We start from the raw sequence: 15,087 nt of genomic DNA, 5'->3' as shown, positions 1-15,087 counted from the left end.
CTCCCTCCCGCGCCGGAGCCGGGGACGTCCCCGCCGAAGGAGATGCGATGACCGTCTACGCCTACGCCGAGTCCACCTCCTGCGCCCAGGGCGAGCGGCTCGGTTTCCACCTCGACCACACCTCCCGGGCCCCGCTGCACGGCTCGGTGGTCGTCGAGGACGTCGCCTCCGGCCTGCGCGTGTTCGACGGCGTCTTCGACGGGCCCCGCTGGACGCTCGACATCCCCGGTGACTGGGCGAGCTCGCTCTACCGGGCGGTTTTCACTGCGTCCCGCGAGCTCATGCCGACTTCTGAGCCCGCTGCGTCCCGCGAGCTCATGCCGACTTCTGAGCCCGCTGCGTCCCGCGAGCTCATGCCGACTTCTGAGCCCGCTTCTGAGCCCGCTGTCGAGACGGCCGAGGAGGGTGACTGCGAGGTGTACTTCGCGGTCCGTGCCGCCCGGCCCGGTTCGCCGATCCTGCTGTCGATCCCGTTCCCGACCTGGCAGGCGTACAACCGGGCGGGCATCCCCGGCGAAGGGCTCTACTGGGCTGAGCACCCCACCCGGGCCGCCCGCGTCTCCTTCGACCGGCCCGGCGGGGGCCCGCCCCCGGAGCGCTGGGAGGAGGGCATGATCCGCTGGCTGGGGCCCGCCGGGTACGACGTCGACTACTGCTCCGCCCTCGACCTGCACGACGGCCGGGAGCTGCTGGCCGGATACCGCCTGCTGGTGGTCAACGGTCACGACGAGTACTGGTCGGCGGGCATGCGCGACACCGTCGAGGAGTTCGTCCGCCGGGGCGGCAACCTCGCGGTCTTCTCGGGCAACACCTGCTGGTGGCAGTTCCGGCTGGAGGACGGCGGGCGCACCATGGTCTGCTACCGCGACGCGGCGGCGGACCCCGTGGCCGCGGTGGACCCGGCGCTCACCACGGTCGAGTGGTCCAGTTCCCCGGTGGACCGGCCGGAGAACTCGATGATCGGGGTGAGCTTCCGGCGGGGCGCGGGCACCTGGGGACCGTACATGCAGCGGATGCACGAGGAGTCCTACGTCGTCCGCTTCCCCGAGCACTGGGCCTTCGCCGGGACCGGGCTGGGCGAGGGCGACAAGTTCGGCCGGGGCGCGCTCGGCTACGAGACCGACGCGTGCGACTTCACCGAGATCGACGGTGTCCCGGCGGCCACCGGCCGCGACGGCACGCCGCCGTCCTTCGTGATCCTGGCCACCGCGGACCTGCGCCACTGGCACCGGTACGGCCAGGGCGGCATGGCGACCATGGGCACCATGCGCCTGGGCGCCGGGACGGTGTTCACCGCCGCCACCGTGAACTGGGGGAACGCCCTGCACGAGCGGCACGTGGAGCGGATCACCCGCAACGTGCTGGACCGGTTGTCCGGGCCGGAGGACGGCTGGGAGGTGATCGGCCCCGCGGGCCCGCTGCGGGCCATGGCGGTCCTCGGCCCGGTCCTGTACGGCGCCGACGCGGACGGGATGCTGCTGGCCCGGGAGCTGTCGGGCCAGAACCTGCGCTGGCGGCAGGCCGGCCCCGCCCCGGGGGTGAGCGCCCTGGCCGTACCGCGGGAGGCGACCGCCACCCGCCCCGTCGGCCTGTACGGCCTCACCGGGGACGGCCGCCTGGTCTACCGCGAGCCGGACGGGTCCTGGACGACGCTCGGCGACGCCCCCGCCGGCGCCACCGGCCTCGCGCTGGTCAACGGCGAGTTGTTCGCCGCCGCCTCCGGGACCCTGTGGCGCCGGTCCGAGGAGGACGGGAGCTGGGACCCGGTCGACGCCCTCCCCGCGATGACCGCCCTGACGTCGGCGAACGGCCGCCTCTACGCCACCGACGCCACCGGCCGGGTCCGCACCCGGTTGCCACTGGCCGCCGCGGCCGAGTGGACCGACCTGTGCGACGCCGCGGGCGCCACCGTCCTGACGGCCCACGCCGGCCGGCTGATCGCCACCGGTCCCGGTCTCCCCCTGTCCTGGCGCGCCTGCGTGTCCGCTCCGGCGTCCTGAGGACCCGGCGGCGGGTTCACGCGGCGAGGATCACGGTTCGCGCGGACCGTAACGGGCTACGGAGGCCCCGGTGACCAGCGCCCAGTAGCGGTCGCCGTACGACCAGTGCCACCACTCGGTGGGGTAGTTGACCAGGCCCGCCGGTTCCAGCGCCGCGGCGAGGAGCTTGCGGTGGTGGCGGGCCTCGGTGGACAGGCCGGGGGCGGCGGTGTAGCAGGCGCCGCCGCTCTGCTCGGGGGTGGCGTTGACCGGGGTGCCCATGTCCAGCTCGGCGCCGTCCTCGGTGCACAGGGTCAGGTCCACCGCCGCGCCCGCGGTGTGCGGGGCGACCTCGACGGGCGAGACGTAGCGGCTGGCCGCCGACCGGAGCTCCTCGGGCGACATCCCGGGGAACTCCTCCCGCAGGGAGGCCGAGTAGTCGTCGAAGATCTGCCGCTGCGTCGCGACCGGCCGGTACCCCTCCACCACCATCAGCCGGTAGCCGCCGGGGAGCTGGTCCTGGGCCGCCTCCAGCCGGGTCAGCAGCCCCTCCCGCAGGTGGGCGTAGGCGCCCTCGGGATCGGCGAGCCGGTCGTCGACGCGCAGCCGGCCGCGGATGTCGACCAGTGGTTCTCCGCTCTCCTCGACCGGGATCGAGACGACTCGGGGGTCGGAGATCAGCACGATTCCCCGCATATGGGCTTCCCGCATATGGGCAATTGTCACACCGTGTCGGAGAACACGGCCTCCCGGGCCTGCTGCAGGGCGGAGACCAGGGCGCCCCGGAGCACCGGGTTGCCGTCCACCTCGGTCACCACGACCCGGGGCCGGCTCGGGCAGATCCGGGCCACGGCCTCCTCGACCCGGGTCGCCAGCGCCTCGCCCCCGGCACGGCCGACGTCGCCGCTGAGCACGATCAGGCCGGGGTCCAGGACGACGGCCACCGCCGCCACACCGACCGCCAGGCGGCCGGCGAGCTCGTCCAGGAAGCCCTCCGAGCCGTCGGAGCCGTCGGCGACGGCCGTACGGACCCGCTCGCCCACCGACCGGCCGCCGACGCCGTACGCGCCCGCCAGGCTGGTGACGGCGTCCCCGCCGACCAGGCGCTGGAAGGAGCCCGACTGAGGCTCGTGCACATCGGTCGGGAGCGGCTCGCCGGGGACCGGGAGCCAGCCGATCTCGCCCGCGCCCCCGGTGAAACCGCGGTGCAGCCGCCCGCCGAGCATGACTCCCAGGCCCTGGCCGATCCCGGCCCAGACGAGCACGAAGTCGTCCACGTCCCGGGCCGCGCCGTGGGAGCGCTCGGCCAGCGCGGCCAGGTTCACGTCGTTCTCGATGGTCACCGGGACGTGCAGGTCGCGGCGGAGAGCCGCGAGCACGCCGTCGTGCCAGGAGGGCAGGTCCAAGGAGAAGCGCATGTCGCCGGTCCGGGGATCGACGACGCCCCGCGTGCCGATCACGAAGGCGCGCAGCCGCGCGAGGTCGATGCCCGCCGACGCGCAGGCCTTCTCGACGACGCCGCGCACCAGCCGCACCGGGTCCTCGTACCCGCTGGGGTCGGCCGAGACCTCCGCGACGAGTTCTCCGGTGATGTCGGCGATCCCCGCGCTGATGCGGTCCGGCAGCACGTCCAGGCCCGCGACGTACGCGCAGGAGGGCACCACGCCGTAGAGCGCGGCGTTCGGGCCGCGCCCGCCGGCCTGCTCGCCGACCACCGCGACGAGGTCGCGCTCCTCCAGCCTGGACAACAGCTGACCGGCGGTCACCTTGGACAGCCCGGTGTGTTCTCCCAGCTCAGCCCGGGTGAGCGGACCGCTGGACAGCAGCAGTTCCAGCGCCGCGCGGTCGTTGAGCTGGCGCAACAACCGGGGTGTTCCCGGACGTCTCGGCACAGTCTGCCTCCCCCGTCACGATCCGCTAACGATCGTTTCTTTTAAGAAAGTTTCTTGTTAGTTTAGCCGCAGTCAGCCCGGCGGCAAGGGCACGAGAACGCCGCGGGATGTCAGAGCGCCGACCGTATGGAGGGCGTCTTCGACCAGGTGCGGCCCGGCATGGGGACCGGCCGGCACCCGAAGCGCGACCCCGACGCGAAGCCGGGAAGGGAGAACCCCAAAGTGAAGTTCACGAAGATTGCCGTTGTCACGGCCACTACCGCCGCCCTGGCTCTGGGCCTCGCCGCCTGTGGTTCCAGCGAGCCCGCCACGGAGACCGCGCCGAAGGCCGACGCCTCCGCCGGTGGCAAGAAGTTCGAGGGCAAGACGCTCACCCTGTGGCGTCTGGGCGAGAGCAACCCGGCCGCTCAGAAGTACACCGACGCCCTGGTCGCCGCCTTCGAGCAGCAGACCGGCGCGAAGACCAAGGTTGAGTGGATCCCGTGGCCCCAGGTGAACGACAAGTTCACCGCCGCCGCGGCGGGCGGCGCCGGCCCGGATGTCACCGAGATCGGCAACGACCAGGTGCCGCTCTGGCGCAGCCAGGACGCCCTGCACCCGATCACCCCGGTGTTCGGCGAGGGCGACCAGGCGCAGATTCCGAAGAACCTGCTCTCCCTGGAGACCGACGGCGGCGAGATCTACGCCTCGCCGTGGGGCATGGGCACCCGCGCCGTGCTCTACCGCAAGGACTGGTTCGACGAGCTCAAGATCGAGACCCCGAAGACCTGGGATGACGTCGTCGCCGCGGCCAAGAAGATCCAGGCCGAGAAGGGCAAGGACGTCGACGGCTTCGCCTTCAACGGCGGCTCCGACGCCAACCACCTCCTCGGCGCGTTCGCCTGGTCCGAGGGCGGCGAGTACGCCCTCAAGGAGGGCGACAAGTGGGTCGGCAAGCTGACCGACCCGGCGTTCAAGGCCGGTTTCGACACCTACACGAAGATCGTCACTGAGGGCCTGTCCAGCAAGTCCCGCCTCGGGCAGAACTCGGCCGACATCCGTACGCGCTTCGCCAACGGCAAGGTCGGCATGTACCTGACCGCCGGCTGGGACATCGCCACGATCAAGGAGGAGAGCTCGGGCAAGGTCGCCGAGGACCAGATGGCGTTCTTCCCGCTGCCGTCCAAGAGCGGCGGGGCGACCCCGGCCTTCTTCGGCGGCAACGACATCGCCGTCTGGAACGACGCCAAGGACAAGGACCTGGCGACCGAGTTCGTGAAGTTCGCCACCACCAAGGAGTGGGCGGGCCGGTACGCCTCCGAGGGCGGCCTGCTGCCGATCTACCCCGAGCAGCTCGAGAAGCTGAAGGAGGACCCGGCGCAGGCTCCGTTCGCCGAGGCCTTCGCCAACGCCAAGGCCCTGCCGGCCGACTCCAACTGGACCGAGGCCGGCGAGACCAAGGCCGTGCTGCAGAACGCCGCCCGGTCGGTCATCGAGGGCAAGGCCACCGCTGACGAGGCCCTGGCCAAGGCCAACACGGAACTCGAAGAGATCCTGAACCAGCAGTAACCATGGCGAACACGTCGACGCTCGCCCGGGGCGGGGGCAACCCCCCCGCCTCCGGGCGGCCCCCCACGCGCTCCAGGCGCCGGGCGAAGGCCAGCGGGATGCCCGAGTGGGTCATCCCGTACGTCCTTCTCATCCCCGGCCTGCTGGTCATCGCCGGGTTGCTGCTCTACCCGACGATCCAGATGGTCATCATGTCCTTCCAGAAGGTCGGACTGCGCCAGATCCGCGGCGTGCCGGCCGAGTCGGTGGGCACGGAGAACTACACCCAGATCTTCGAGAGCGAGATCTTCTGGTCCTCGCTCCGCAACACCGTCACCTTCGCCGTCGTCACGGTGGCCCTCACCCTGATCCTCGGCACCGCGGTGGGCACCCTGCTCAACAGGTTGAGCAAGAAGATGTCCACCTTCGTGGTCGTCGGCATCATGGCCGCCTGGGCGGTGCCGCCGGTCGCCCAGGGCGTCATCTGGCGGTGGCTCTTCGACGCCGACGCGGGCATCATCAACTGGGTGCTCAACCTGCTGCCCGACTGGTTCTCCGAGCTGTTGTTCGGGCGGTCCGACTGGACCGGTGAGCCCTGGCTCAACGACGCCTTCACCATCTACCTCGTCCTGATCGTCTGCGTGGTCTGGGCCTCGTTCCCGTTCATCGCGGTCTCGGTGCTGGCCGGGCTCAAGGGCATCCCCGCCGAGCTGTACGAGGCGGCCCGGGTCGACGGCTCCGGCGCCTGGCGGACCTTCAGGAAGATCACGCTTCCGCTGCTCAGGCCGGTCTTCGCGGTGCTGACGATCCTGTCGATCATCTGGAACTTCAAGGTCTTCAGCCAGCTGTACGTGCTGATGGGCGGGCCGAACAACCGCGAGGCGTTCAACCTGTCGATGTTCTCCTTCGCCGAGGCCTTCCGCAGCCCGCCGAAGATGGGCAGCGGCGCGGCGATCGCGGTGGTGCTCACGCTGCTGCTGCTCGTCGTCACCGCTTTCTACGTCCGGCAGATCGTGAAGACGGAGGAGATGTGACGACCTCGCTCACCGGCGGCAAGCCGGACGCCTCCCCCCGCACCCGGCCGGCCGCGCGCGGGGGGATGGATCCCCGTACCCGCAAGCGCCTCGGTGTGATCGCGCTCAACACGGCCGGCGTCCTGGTCTTCCTGTTCGCGACCTTCCCCGTCTACTGGATGGTCTCCACCGCGTTCAAGACCAACGACCAGATCTTCACGACGGACTTCATCCCCATCCCGACGGAGATCACCTTCGAGCACCTGGACCGGGTGCTCACCGAGGGCGTGGCCGGCAACTCCATCTGGGTCTACATGCGCAACAGCGCCATCGTGGCCCTGGGGACCGTGCTCATCGGCGCCGTCTTCGCGCTGCTGGCCGCCACCGCCATCGCGCGTTTCCGGTTCCGGGGCCGCACCAGTTTCCTGATCACCCTGCTGATCGTCCAGATGATCCCGGCCGAGGCCCTGCTCATCCCGCTCTTCCTCAACGTCAGACGGCTCGGCCTGTACGACCAGTTGCTCGGCCTGATCGTGATCAACGTCGGCCTGACCCTCCCCTTCGGCATCTGGATGCTGCGCACGTTCGTCGCCGCGGTGCCCAAGTCGCTGGAGGAGGCGGCCTGGATCGACGGCGCGAGCCGGTTCACGACCTTCCGCAAGGTCCTGTTCCCCCTGGTGGCCCCCGGCCTGGTGGCGACGAGCATCTTCTCGTTCATCACCGCCTGGAACGAGCTGATCTTCGCGCTCATCCTCATGTCGGACTCCTCCGGCTACACGATGCCCGTCGCGCTGCAGTTCTTCTTCGGGCAGCGGGGCACCGACTGGGGCGCCATCATGGCCGGCTCCACGATGATGACCATCCCGGTCGTCGTCTTCTTCCTCCTGGTGCAGCGGCGGATGGTCTCCGGCCTCGTCGCCGGCGCCGTCAAGGGCTGACCCCCGGTGCCGGCACGGCCTGCGCCCACGAGGCGCGGGCCGTGCCCCGCCCCGCCCCGCCCCGCCCGTATCCGAATCCCTCCTCAGATAAGGAGCGCTCCAGCGCCATGTCCGAGTTCATCACGGGCCCCAGCGAGCAGGGGCTGTACCGCCTCGCGGCCGGCACGTTGCTCGTCGCCTTCCGGGGGACCGCCGTTCCCGAGTGGGTGCTCCGGGAGCTGGACAGCGGCCTCGGCGGCGTCACCCTCTTCGGCTTCAACGTCGCCGACCCCGACCAGCTCTCCGCGCTGACCGCGCGGCTGCGCACGGCGGGCGAGCCCGTCGTCTCGCTGGACGAGGAGGGCGGCGACGTCACCCGGCTCGCCTACCACGTCGGCAGCCCCTACCCGGGCAACGCGGCCCTCGGCGCCGTCGACGACGTCGAGCTCACCCGGAGCGTCTACCGTTCCATCGGCGACGACCTGGCCCGCTGCGGCGTGAACCTGGACATGGCCCCGGACGCCGACGTCAACACCGCCGACGACAACCCGGTGATCGGCACCCGCTCGTTCGGCTCCGAGGCCGCGCTCGTCGCCCGGCACACCGTCGCCGCCGTCCACGGCCTGCAGTCCGCGGGCGTGGCCGCCTGCGTCAAGCACTTCCCCGGCCACGGCGCCACCCGGCAGGACTCCCACCTGGAGGTCCCCCTCGTCGACGCCTGCATGGACCTGCTGCACGAGCGCGAGCTCGTTCCCTTCCGCGCCGCCATCGAGGCCGGGACCATGTCCGTCATGACCGCGCACGTCCGGGTCCCCGCCCTCACCGGCGACCTGCCCGCGACGCTCTCGCCCGCCGCGCTCACCACCCTCCTCCGCGGCGAGCTGGGCTACGACGGCGTGGTGATCTCCGACGCCCTCGACATGAAGGCGATCACCGACGCCTACGGGCTGGCCGGGGGCGCGGTGCTCTCCCTGGCCGCGGGGACGGATCTGCTCTGCCTCGGCCCGATTCCCACCGAGGACGACGTCCACGCGATCATCGCCGGGATCGTCGCCGCGGTGCGGGACGGCCGTCTCCCCGTGTCCCGCCTGGAGGAGGCCGCCGAGCGCGTCTCCCGCCTCCGCGCCTGGTTCGGCGAACCCCGGCAGGTCACCGACGGCGAGAACGTGATCGGCCTGACCGCGGCCCGGCGTGCGGTCACCCTGACCGGCTCGGCCGCTCCGCTGGTCGATCCCCTGGTGATCGAGATTGACACCCCGCCCACCATCGCGGTGGGCGACGTGCCGTGGGGCTTCACCCCGTGGCTCTCCCAGGCGGAGATCGTCCGGGTCAAGCCCGAGGCGGCCGACGTCCCGGGGCTCGTGGAGCGTGCCGCGAACCGGTCCCTGGTCGTCGTCGTCAAGGACGCGCACCGCTACGAGCTCAGTCAGGCGGTGGTGTCGGCGCTGCTGGCCGCCCGCCCCGACGCCACCGTCGTGGAGATGGGCCTGCCGATCTGGCGTCCGGACGCCGCCGCCTACCTGGCCACGTACGGGGCCGCGCGGGCGAACGCCCAGGCCGCGGCCGAACTCCTCGGCGTCTGACCTGCGGCCGACTCGTCCACCCGGCCGTCAGCCAGCCCGCTCGGCTGCCGGCCTGTCCGCTCGCTCGCTCCTCCGCCGCCCGTCCGGCCGCCCGTCCTGTCCGCGAGGAGGTCTCTGCCTCTCAGGAGGCGAAGATCTCCTCGCGGGCCTGCTCCAGCGCCGCCAGGACGGCCCCGCGCAGGACCGGGTTGCCGTCCACCTCGCTGGCCACCACCTGCGGGCGGACCGGGCAGATCCGGGCCACGGCCTCCTCGATCCGGCCGGTGAGCACGCTCCCGCCCGCCTGGCTGACCTCACCCGCGAGCACGACCAGCCCGGGGTCGAGTACCACGCACACCGACGCCACACCCAGCGCCAGCCTGCCCGCGATGTCGTCCAGCAGGGGCTTCCCGCGCTCGCCGGCCTCGACCGCGGCCGCCACGCACTCGGCCCCGCTCCGCCCGGCGAAGCCGTACGAGGCGGCCAGCTCGGTCACCGCCTCGGCGCTCACCAGGGACTGCAGGCCGCCCGCGAGCGAGGGCAGCCGCCCGGGAACGGCCCGGACGTCCCCGGCCAGCGGCACCCCCGGAACCGGCAGGTAGCCGATCTCGCCCGCGCTGCCGGACCGGCCGCGGTGCAGCCGCCCGCCGAGCACGACCCCCAGGCCGATGCCGCGACCCACCCAGAGCAGCACGAAGTCGTCCGCGCCGCGGGCGGCGCCGAGCGTGCGCTCGGCGACGGCGACGAGGTTCACGTCGTTCTCGATCTTCACGTCGCGGCGCAGGTCGCGGGCGAGCGCCTCGTGGATGCCCTCGTGCCAGCCCGGCAGGTCGAAGGAGAACCGCACGTCACCGGTGCGCGGGTCGACCACGCCCGGGGTGCCGATCACGACGGCGCGCAGCTTGGAGAGCGCGACCTTGGCCGAGCGGCACGCCTTGACCACGGCGTTGTGCACGACCGCGACCGGATCGTCGTGCTCGTCGGGCGCGACCGTCACCTCAGCGACGATCTCCCCGTGGATATCGGCGATGGCGGTGGTGACGAATTCCGGGCCGACGTCCAGGCCCGCCACGTAGGCGGAGGAGGGGACGATTCCGTAAAGCGCCGCGTTGGGCCCTCGCCCTCCCGCCTGTTCCCCGGCGACCTCGACCAGACCGCGTTCCTCCAGCCGGGCCAGCGTCTGCGACGCCGTCACCTTGGACAGGCCGGTGAGCTCGCCGATCTGGCCTCGGGTCAGCGGCCCGGAGGTGAGCAACAGCTCCAGGGCGGCCCGGTCGTTGATCTGCCGCAGCAGCCTGGGCACGCCAGGACGTCGCTCCATACCCATGCTCTCTTGTCCGCCGTTTCCCCGTCGCTATTACATTCGCAGAATAGCCACATTCATTAATAAGGGTTCCTGATAGTTTAGCGTGGAAGGGAGACCGTCCCGCTATCCCCGCTCCAGGCGGGGCCCGGCACTGAGCAGTGGGCGGGAGCCGGGATAATCGATCGCATGCGCCTATCCGCCCGTGTCGACTATGCCTTGCGTGCCGCCGCCGAACTCGCCGCCGCCGGCGACGGCCCAACCACCGTGGGCGAGCTGGCCAAGGAACAGGACATGCCTCCCAAGTACCTGGAGAACATCCTGCTCCAGATGCGCCGCGCCGGCCTGGTCCGCGGTCAGCGCGGCCCGGAGGGCGGCTACGTGCTCGCCCGGCCCGCCGATGAGATCAGCCTCGCCGACGTGATCCGCGCCGTTGACGGCCCGCTGGCCAACGTGCGGGGCGAACGCCCGGAGCATGTCGGCTACCGGGGGCCCGCCGAGTCGCTGCAGCAGGTCTGGATCGCGTTGCGCGCCAGCGAGCGGGCCATCCTGGAGGAGGTCACCCTCGCCAGCGTGGCCAGCGGGGCGCTCCCTCCGCGGGTGCGCGAGCTGGCCTCCGACCCCTCCGCCTGGGACTGACCCGGTCCGCCCGAGTCATGCCCGAGGGTGACGTCGTCCACCGGACCGCCGAGCGGCTCGGCCGGGCGCTCGACGGCCGGCCCCTGACCCGGTCCGACTTCCGCGTGCCCCGCCACGCCACCGCCGACCTGACCGGCCGGATCGTGCTGGAGACCGTCCCCCGGGGCAAGCATCTGCTCACCCGCGTGGAGGGCGGCCTGACCGTCCACACCCACCTGCGGATGGAGGGGGCCTGGCACATCTCCCCCGCGGGCCGCCGCGTCCCCCAGGGTGATCTCGTCCGCCTGGTGCTGGCCAACGCCGAATGGCAGGCCGTGGGGGTACGGCTCGGCATGGTGGACCTGCTCCGCACCGGCGAGGAGCACCGGGTGGTGGGGCACCTCGGCCCCGACCCGCTGGGACCGGACTGGGACGCCCGGGAGGTCGTACGGCGGCTGCTGGAAGATCCCGGACGGACCATCGGGGAGGCCCTGCTCGACCAGCGCAACCTGGCCGGGATCGGCACGATCTACCGGGCGGAGACGCTGTTCCTCGCGGGGATCTGGCCGTGGCGGCCGGTGGAGGCCGTCGCGGACGCGGGCGACGGCGTGAGCACGGACGCGGATACGGGCGCGGGCGGCGACGCGGATGCAGGCCGCGGGGACGGCACAGGCGGGCGGAGCGCCCGGAGGCCCGCAGGAGGCGGGCGCGGCGCCGGAGGGCTCGTCGGGCTCGTGGAGCTCGCGCGGGAGCTGCTGGAGGCGAACAAGGACCGGCCGGAGAACCGGACGACCACCGGGGATCTCCGTCCGGGACGGGGCATGTGGGTCTACGGCAGGGCGGGGCGGGCCTGCCTGCGTTGCGGCGGCCGGATCAGCCGCGGTGAGATGGGGGCGCGCACGCAGGAACGCCTGATCTACTGGTGTCCCCGGTGCCAATCGATCTGAGGGCAGGTGACCCGCCGCGGGGCGGCGACCATCGCGCCTGGACGAACGTCAGGCGTCTGCGGACCGTCAGGCGGCGACCATGTCCTTGACGTCGGGGGTGTGCTCGATGGGCGGGACCACCGTCCGGAAGCCCTCGAACGCGTCCTCCGGCAGGGACGTCCCAGGCACGGTCTCGGGGATCGGCAGACGTTCCCGCTCGGGGACGTCGGCGAGCACCGGGGCGTGCTGGAGCTCGGCCAGCGCGAACTGATCGGAGACCTCGCGGAGCACCTGGGAGAGCGGAACGCCCAGAGCACCGCAGATCGACGCGAGCAGCTCGGATGACGCCTCCTTCTGGCCGCGCTCCACCTCGGACAGGTAACCGAGGGAGACCCGCGCCAGCGTGGACACCTCGCGCAAGGTGCGGCCCTGCCGCACCCGCAGCCGCCGCAGCACGTCACCGAGCAGCTGACGCAGCAGAACCATCTGTCGCTCCCTCCCCGGCGCGGACGTCTTGACGACGCTCCGCGCAGCCGGTTCGTGCCGCCCGTTCTTTGAACGCGACCCTTCGTACATTCGCCTCGCCGTCATCATTGCTTGACGCTGCCCTCACTCACAGCTCCACCGTACCCGTATCCACCGACACCGCGGCAGACCGTCGTGAGCATGTTCGCTGGGGACGTAACGCGGTAATCATCCTGATTGTTCCCCCGAGTTCGACTCCAGAACCTCACGGAGCAGATCCACTGCCTCGTTCACGGTCCATCGCCGGATCTCCTCGCGCGTGCCATCCAACCGCAGATCCCGGTGCCATACCCGCCCACCGGAGCCGCTAACAGCCAGGTGAACGGTGCCGACCGGTTTCCCGTCCTGCGGGTCGGGCCCGGCCACTCCGGTGGCGGCCACGCCGTACGTCGCGCCGGTGAGCTCGCGCACACCGTCCGCCATGGCGGCGGCCACCTCCGGATGCACGGCCCCCTCCCGTTCCAGCAGCGCCGCGGGGACGCCCAGCAGGCGGTGCTTGAGCGCGGTGGCGTAGGCGAGGACTCCGCCGGCGAAGGCCGCGGAGGCCCCCGGCGGGACGGTCAGCTCCGCGCCGATCAGCCCGGCGGTCAGCGATTCGGCCGTGGCCACGGTCTCGCCCCGGCGGACGAGCAGCGCGAGCACCCCGGCGGCCCGCGGGGCGGCGGACCTCGTGGATTCCGGACCGACGGGCCCCGTGGACTCCGGGATGACGGACCTCGCGGGGTCCACGGTGCGGCTCACTGGCCGGCCCGTGCCCGCTTGGCCACCTGGCGCAGCTTCACGGCGCGGACCACGTAGTCCAGCCCGGTGACCACGGTCACGAGGATCGCCGCGCCCATCGCGATCCAGCGGATCAGATCGGGCACGCCCGGCCACATGTAGCAGGTGATGGCGAAGATCTGCAGGACCGTCTTCACCTTCCCGCCGTAGCTGGCCGGGATGACACCGTGTTTGATGACCGCGAACCGCAGCAGCGTGACGCCCATCTCCCGGCCCAGGATCACGATGGTGGCCCACCAGCCCAGCTCGTCCAGGAGGGACAGGCTGATGAGCGCGGCGCCGATGAGGGCCTTGTCGGCGATCGGATCGGCGATCTTCCCGAAGTCGGTGATCAGGCCGTACCGGCGGGCCAGCTCACCGTCGAGGAGGTCGGTGAGCGAGGCCACCAGGAACACCACCAGCGCGGTGACCCTCCAGCCGGTGCCCGGCAGGAAGAGACAGACCGCGAAGAACGGGACCATCGCCAGTCGTGTCACCGTCACGACGTTGGCGATGTTCCACGGGCTCACCTTCGGCGGGTGCCCGTGCGCCGACGTCGCGTCGGTGCCCGTCTCTGGCGTGTTGGTCATACGCTCTCCCGGCCCGGCGGCGCGCTCACGGGGCGGCCTTGATGCGCGCGATGAGATCGACCCCCTCGGAGTCGACCACGACGGCCCGGACGATCTGGCCGCGGACCAGGCCGATGCCCTGGACCGTGACGCAGCCGTCGACCTCGGGACCCTGGTGGGCGGCACGGCCCTCGTAACCGCCGTCGCCCAGGTCCTCCTCGATGAGGACGTCCACCTCGGTGCCGATCCGCTCCTCGGCCCGCTGGGCCATGAGCTCCTCGGCGAGCTCGGTGAGCGCGGCCACTCGGGCGTCCACGGTCTCCTGGTCCAGCTTGCCGGGCAGCGCCGCGGCCTCGGTACCCTCCTCGTCGGAGTAACCGAAGACACCGATCACATCGAGCCTGGCCTCCTGCAGGAAGTCGACCAGCTCGGCGAACTCCTCCTCGGTCTCTCCGGGGAAGCCCACGATGAAGTTGGAGCGCACGCCCGCCTCCGGGGCCACCGCCCGGACGCTCTCCAGCAGGTCGAGGAAGCGCCGGGGATCGCCGAAGCGGCGCATCCGGCGCAGCACCGAGCCGCTGGCGTGCTGGAAGGACAGGTCGAAGTACGGGGCCACGCCCTCGGTCCGGGCGATCGCCTCCAGCAGGCCGGGACGGAGCTCGGCGGGCTGCAGGTAGCTGACCCGCACCCGCTCGATCCCCTCGACCGCGGCCAGGGAGGGCAGCAGCTTCTCCAGCGCCCGCAGGTCGCCGAGGTCCTTGCCGTAGGAGGTGGAGTTCTCGCTGACCAGCACGAGCTCCTTGACGCCCTGCTCGGCCAGCCACGCCGCCTCACCGAGGAGCTCCGCGGCGCCGCGCGAGACGTAGGCGCCGCGGAACGCCGGGATGGCGCAGAAAGTGCAGCGCCGGTCGCAGCCGGACGCCAGCTTGAGCGAGGCCACCGGCCCGTCGCCCAGGCGCTTGCGCAGCGGCCGGGGACCGCTGGCCGGGGCGAGCCCCTCGGGCAGCTCCCCGTGGCCGGGGATGCCCGTCTTGGCGGCGGCGGCGCGCTCGACCGGGGAGATGGGCAGCAGCGTCCTGCGGTCGCGTGGGCTGTGCGGGACCAGCGGCCTGCCCGCCAGCACGTCGTCCAGGCGCTCGCCGATCTCGGTGTAGTCGTCGAAGGAGATGACGGCCGCCGCCTCGGGCAGGGCCTCGGCGAGCTGGTCACCGTAGCGCTCGGCCATGCACCCCGCGGCGACCACCTTGGCCCCCGAGTCGGCGGCGGCGAGCAGCGTGTCGATGGAGTCCTTTTTCGCTGAGTCGATGAAGCCACAGGTGTTGACGACGACGACGTCGGGGTCGTCGTCGCCCAGCTGCCAGCCGGCAGCCTCAAGGCGCGCGGCGAGCTCCTCTGAGTCGACCTCGTTGCGGGCGCAGCCCAGCGTGATCAGCGATGCGGTTCGGCGGGATGACATGGTGAACACTACGGTATCGGGAGTTGGCCACTACCCGGTGC

At 72.1% G+C, this 15,087-nt stretch carries 14 protein-coding genes; 7 read left to right on the top strand and 7 right to left on the bottom strand.

Features of this window, described 5'->3' with window-relative positions:
- Positions 1-47: 47 nt before the first annotated feature.
- The gene (locus IEZ08_RS00960) at positions 48-2,000 is read left to right on the top strand and encodes a N,N-dimethylformamidase beta subunit family domain-containing protein (RefSeq protein WP_189241456.1); all 1,953 of its coding nucleotides are present in this window, start codon (positions 48-50) and stop codon (positions 1,998-2,000) included.
- A 30-nt stretch (positions 2,001-2,030) separates the two neighbouring features.
- Here IEZ08_RS00960 and IEZ08_RS00955 read toward each other — a convergent pair whose 3' ends face one another.
- Together IEZ08_RS00955 and IEZ08_RS00950 are read right to left on the bottom strand one after the other, a co-directional pair.
- Positions 2,031-2,690 carry a M15 family metallopeptidase gene (locus IEZ08_RS00955; protein WP_229802828.1) on the bottom strand — a complete coding sequence of 220 codons (660 nt, stop codon included), beginning with the start codon at positions 2,688-2,690 and terminating at the stop codon, positions 2,031-2,033.
- An 11-nt stretch (positions 2,691-2,701) separates the two neighbouring features.
- Positions 2,702-3,871, bottom strand: coding sequence for an ROK family transcriptional regulator (locus IEZ08_RS00950; protein WP_068921995.1), 1,170 nt, complete (start codon positions 3,869-3,871; stop codon positions 2,702-2,704).
- 222 nt (positions 3,872-4,093) lie between these two features.
- On the opposite strand from IEZ08_RS00950, the gene IEZ08_RS00945 reads away from it, so the two are divergent.
- From IEZ08_RS00945 to IEZ08_RS00930, 4 genes are all read left to right on the top strand, one after another.
- Positions 4,094-5,419, top strand: coding sequence for an extracellular solute-binding protein (locus IEZ08_RS00945; RefSeq protein WP_068928501.1), 1,326 nt, complete (start codon positions 4,094-4,096; stop codon positions 5,417-5,419).
- Between the two features lie 2 nt (positions 5,420-5,421).
- A complete protein-coding gene (locus IEZ08_RS00940) occupies positions 5,422-6,432 on the top strand; it encodes a carbohydrate ABC transporter permease (RefSeq protein WP_068921994.1) in 1,011 nt (336 codons plus the stop codon).
- A gap of 65 nt (positions 6,433-6,497) precedes the next feature.
- The gene (locus tag IEZ08_RS00935; RefSeq protein ID WP_068928500.1) at positions 6,498-7,349 is read left to right on the top strand and encodes a carbohydrate ABC transporter permease; all 852 of its coding nucleotides are present in this window, start codon (positions 6,498-6,500) and stop codon (positions 7,347-7,349) included.
- Between the two features lie 107 nt (positions 7,350-7,456).
- Complete coding sequence (locus tag IEZ08_RS00930) at positions 7,457-8,911, top strand: glycoside hydrolase family 3 protein (protein WP_068921993.1); 1,455 nt, start codon at positions 7,457-7,459, stop codon at positions 8,909-8,911.
- A 121-nt stretch (positions 8,912-9,032) separates the two neighbouring features.
- Here the strand turns inward: IEZ08_RS00930 and IEZ08_RS00925 are convergent, their stop codons facing one another.
- Positions 9,033-10,211 (bottom strand): ROK family transcriptional regulator, encoded by a 1,179-nt coding sequence (locus IEZ08_RS00925; RefSeq protein WP_068921992.1) that lies wholly within the window; start codon positions 10,209-10,211, stop codon positions 9,033-9,035.
- Positions 10,212-10,382: 171 nt separating this feature from the next.
- On the opposite strand from IEZ08_RS00925, the gene IEZ08_RS00920 reads away from it, so the two are divergent.
- Together IEZ08_RS00920 and IEZ08_RS39245 are read left to right on the top strand one after the other, a co-directional pair.
- Positions 10,383-10,832, top strand: a complete 450-nt coding sequence (locus IEZ08_RS00920; RefSeq protein WP_068921991.1) for an RrF2 family transcriptional regulator — start codon at positions 10,383-10,385, stop codon at positions 10,830-10,832.
- A gap of 17 nt (positions 10,833-10,849) precedes the next feature.
- A complete protein-coding gene (locus IEZ08_RS39245; RefSeq protein WP_229802827.1) occupies positions 10,850-11,758 on the top strand; it encodes a DNA-formamidopyrimidine glycosylase family protein in 909 nt (302 codons plus the stop codon).
- A gap of 66 nt (positions 11,759-11,824) precedes the next feature.
- Here the strand turns inward: IEZ08_RS39245 and IEZ08_RS00910 are convergent, their stop codons facing one another.
- The 4 genes from IEZ08_RS00910 to rimO all read right to left on the bottom strand — a co-directional run bounded on the left by IEZ08_RS00910 (position 11,825) and on the right by rimO (position 15,046).
- Positions 11,825-12,223: a helix-turn-helix domain-containing protein gene (locus tag IEZ08_RS00910; protein WP_068921990.1), complete on the bottom strand. Its 399-nt coding sequence runs from the start codon at positions 12,221-12,223 to the stop codon at positions 11,825-11,827.
- A gap of 207 nt (positions 12,224-12,430) precedes the next feature.
- A complete protein-coding gene (locus tag IEZ08_RS00905) occupies positions 12,431-12,970 on the bottom strand; it encodes a CinA family protein (protein ID WP_068928499.1) in 540 nt (179 codons plus the stop codon).
- A 29-nt stretch (positions 12,971-12,999) separates the two neighbouring features.
- Positions 13,000-13,611, bottom strand: coding sequence for a CDP-diacylglycerol--glycerol-3-phosphate 3-phosphatidyltransferase (gene pgsA, locus IEZ08_RS00900; RefSeq protein ID WP_068921989.1), 612 nt, complete (start codon positions 13,609-13,611; stop codon positions 13,000-13,002).
- A gap of 25 nt (positions 13,612-13,636) precedes the next feature.
- Entirely contained in the window at positions 13,637-15,046 is a 1,410-nt protein-coding gene (gene rimO, locus IEZ08_RS00895) for a 30S ribosomal protein S12 methylthiotransferase RimO (protein ID WP_068928498.1), read from the bottom strand.
- Positions 15,047-15,087 lie beyond the last annotated feature (41 nt).

It is taken from the genome of Planobispora rosea (assembly GCF_014648175.1).
In the GTDB taxonomy this organism is placed as follows: Bacteria; Actinomycetota; Actinomycetes; order Streptosporangiales; family Streptosporangiaceae; genus Planobispora; species Planobispora rosea.
The sequence above is the reverse complement of the archived record's forward strand: the minus strand, read 5'-3'. Positions and strand labels throughout refer to the sequence as shown.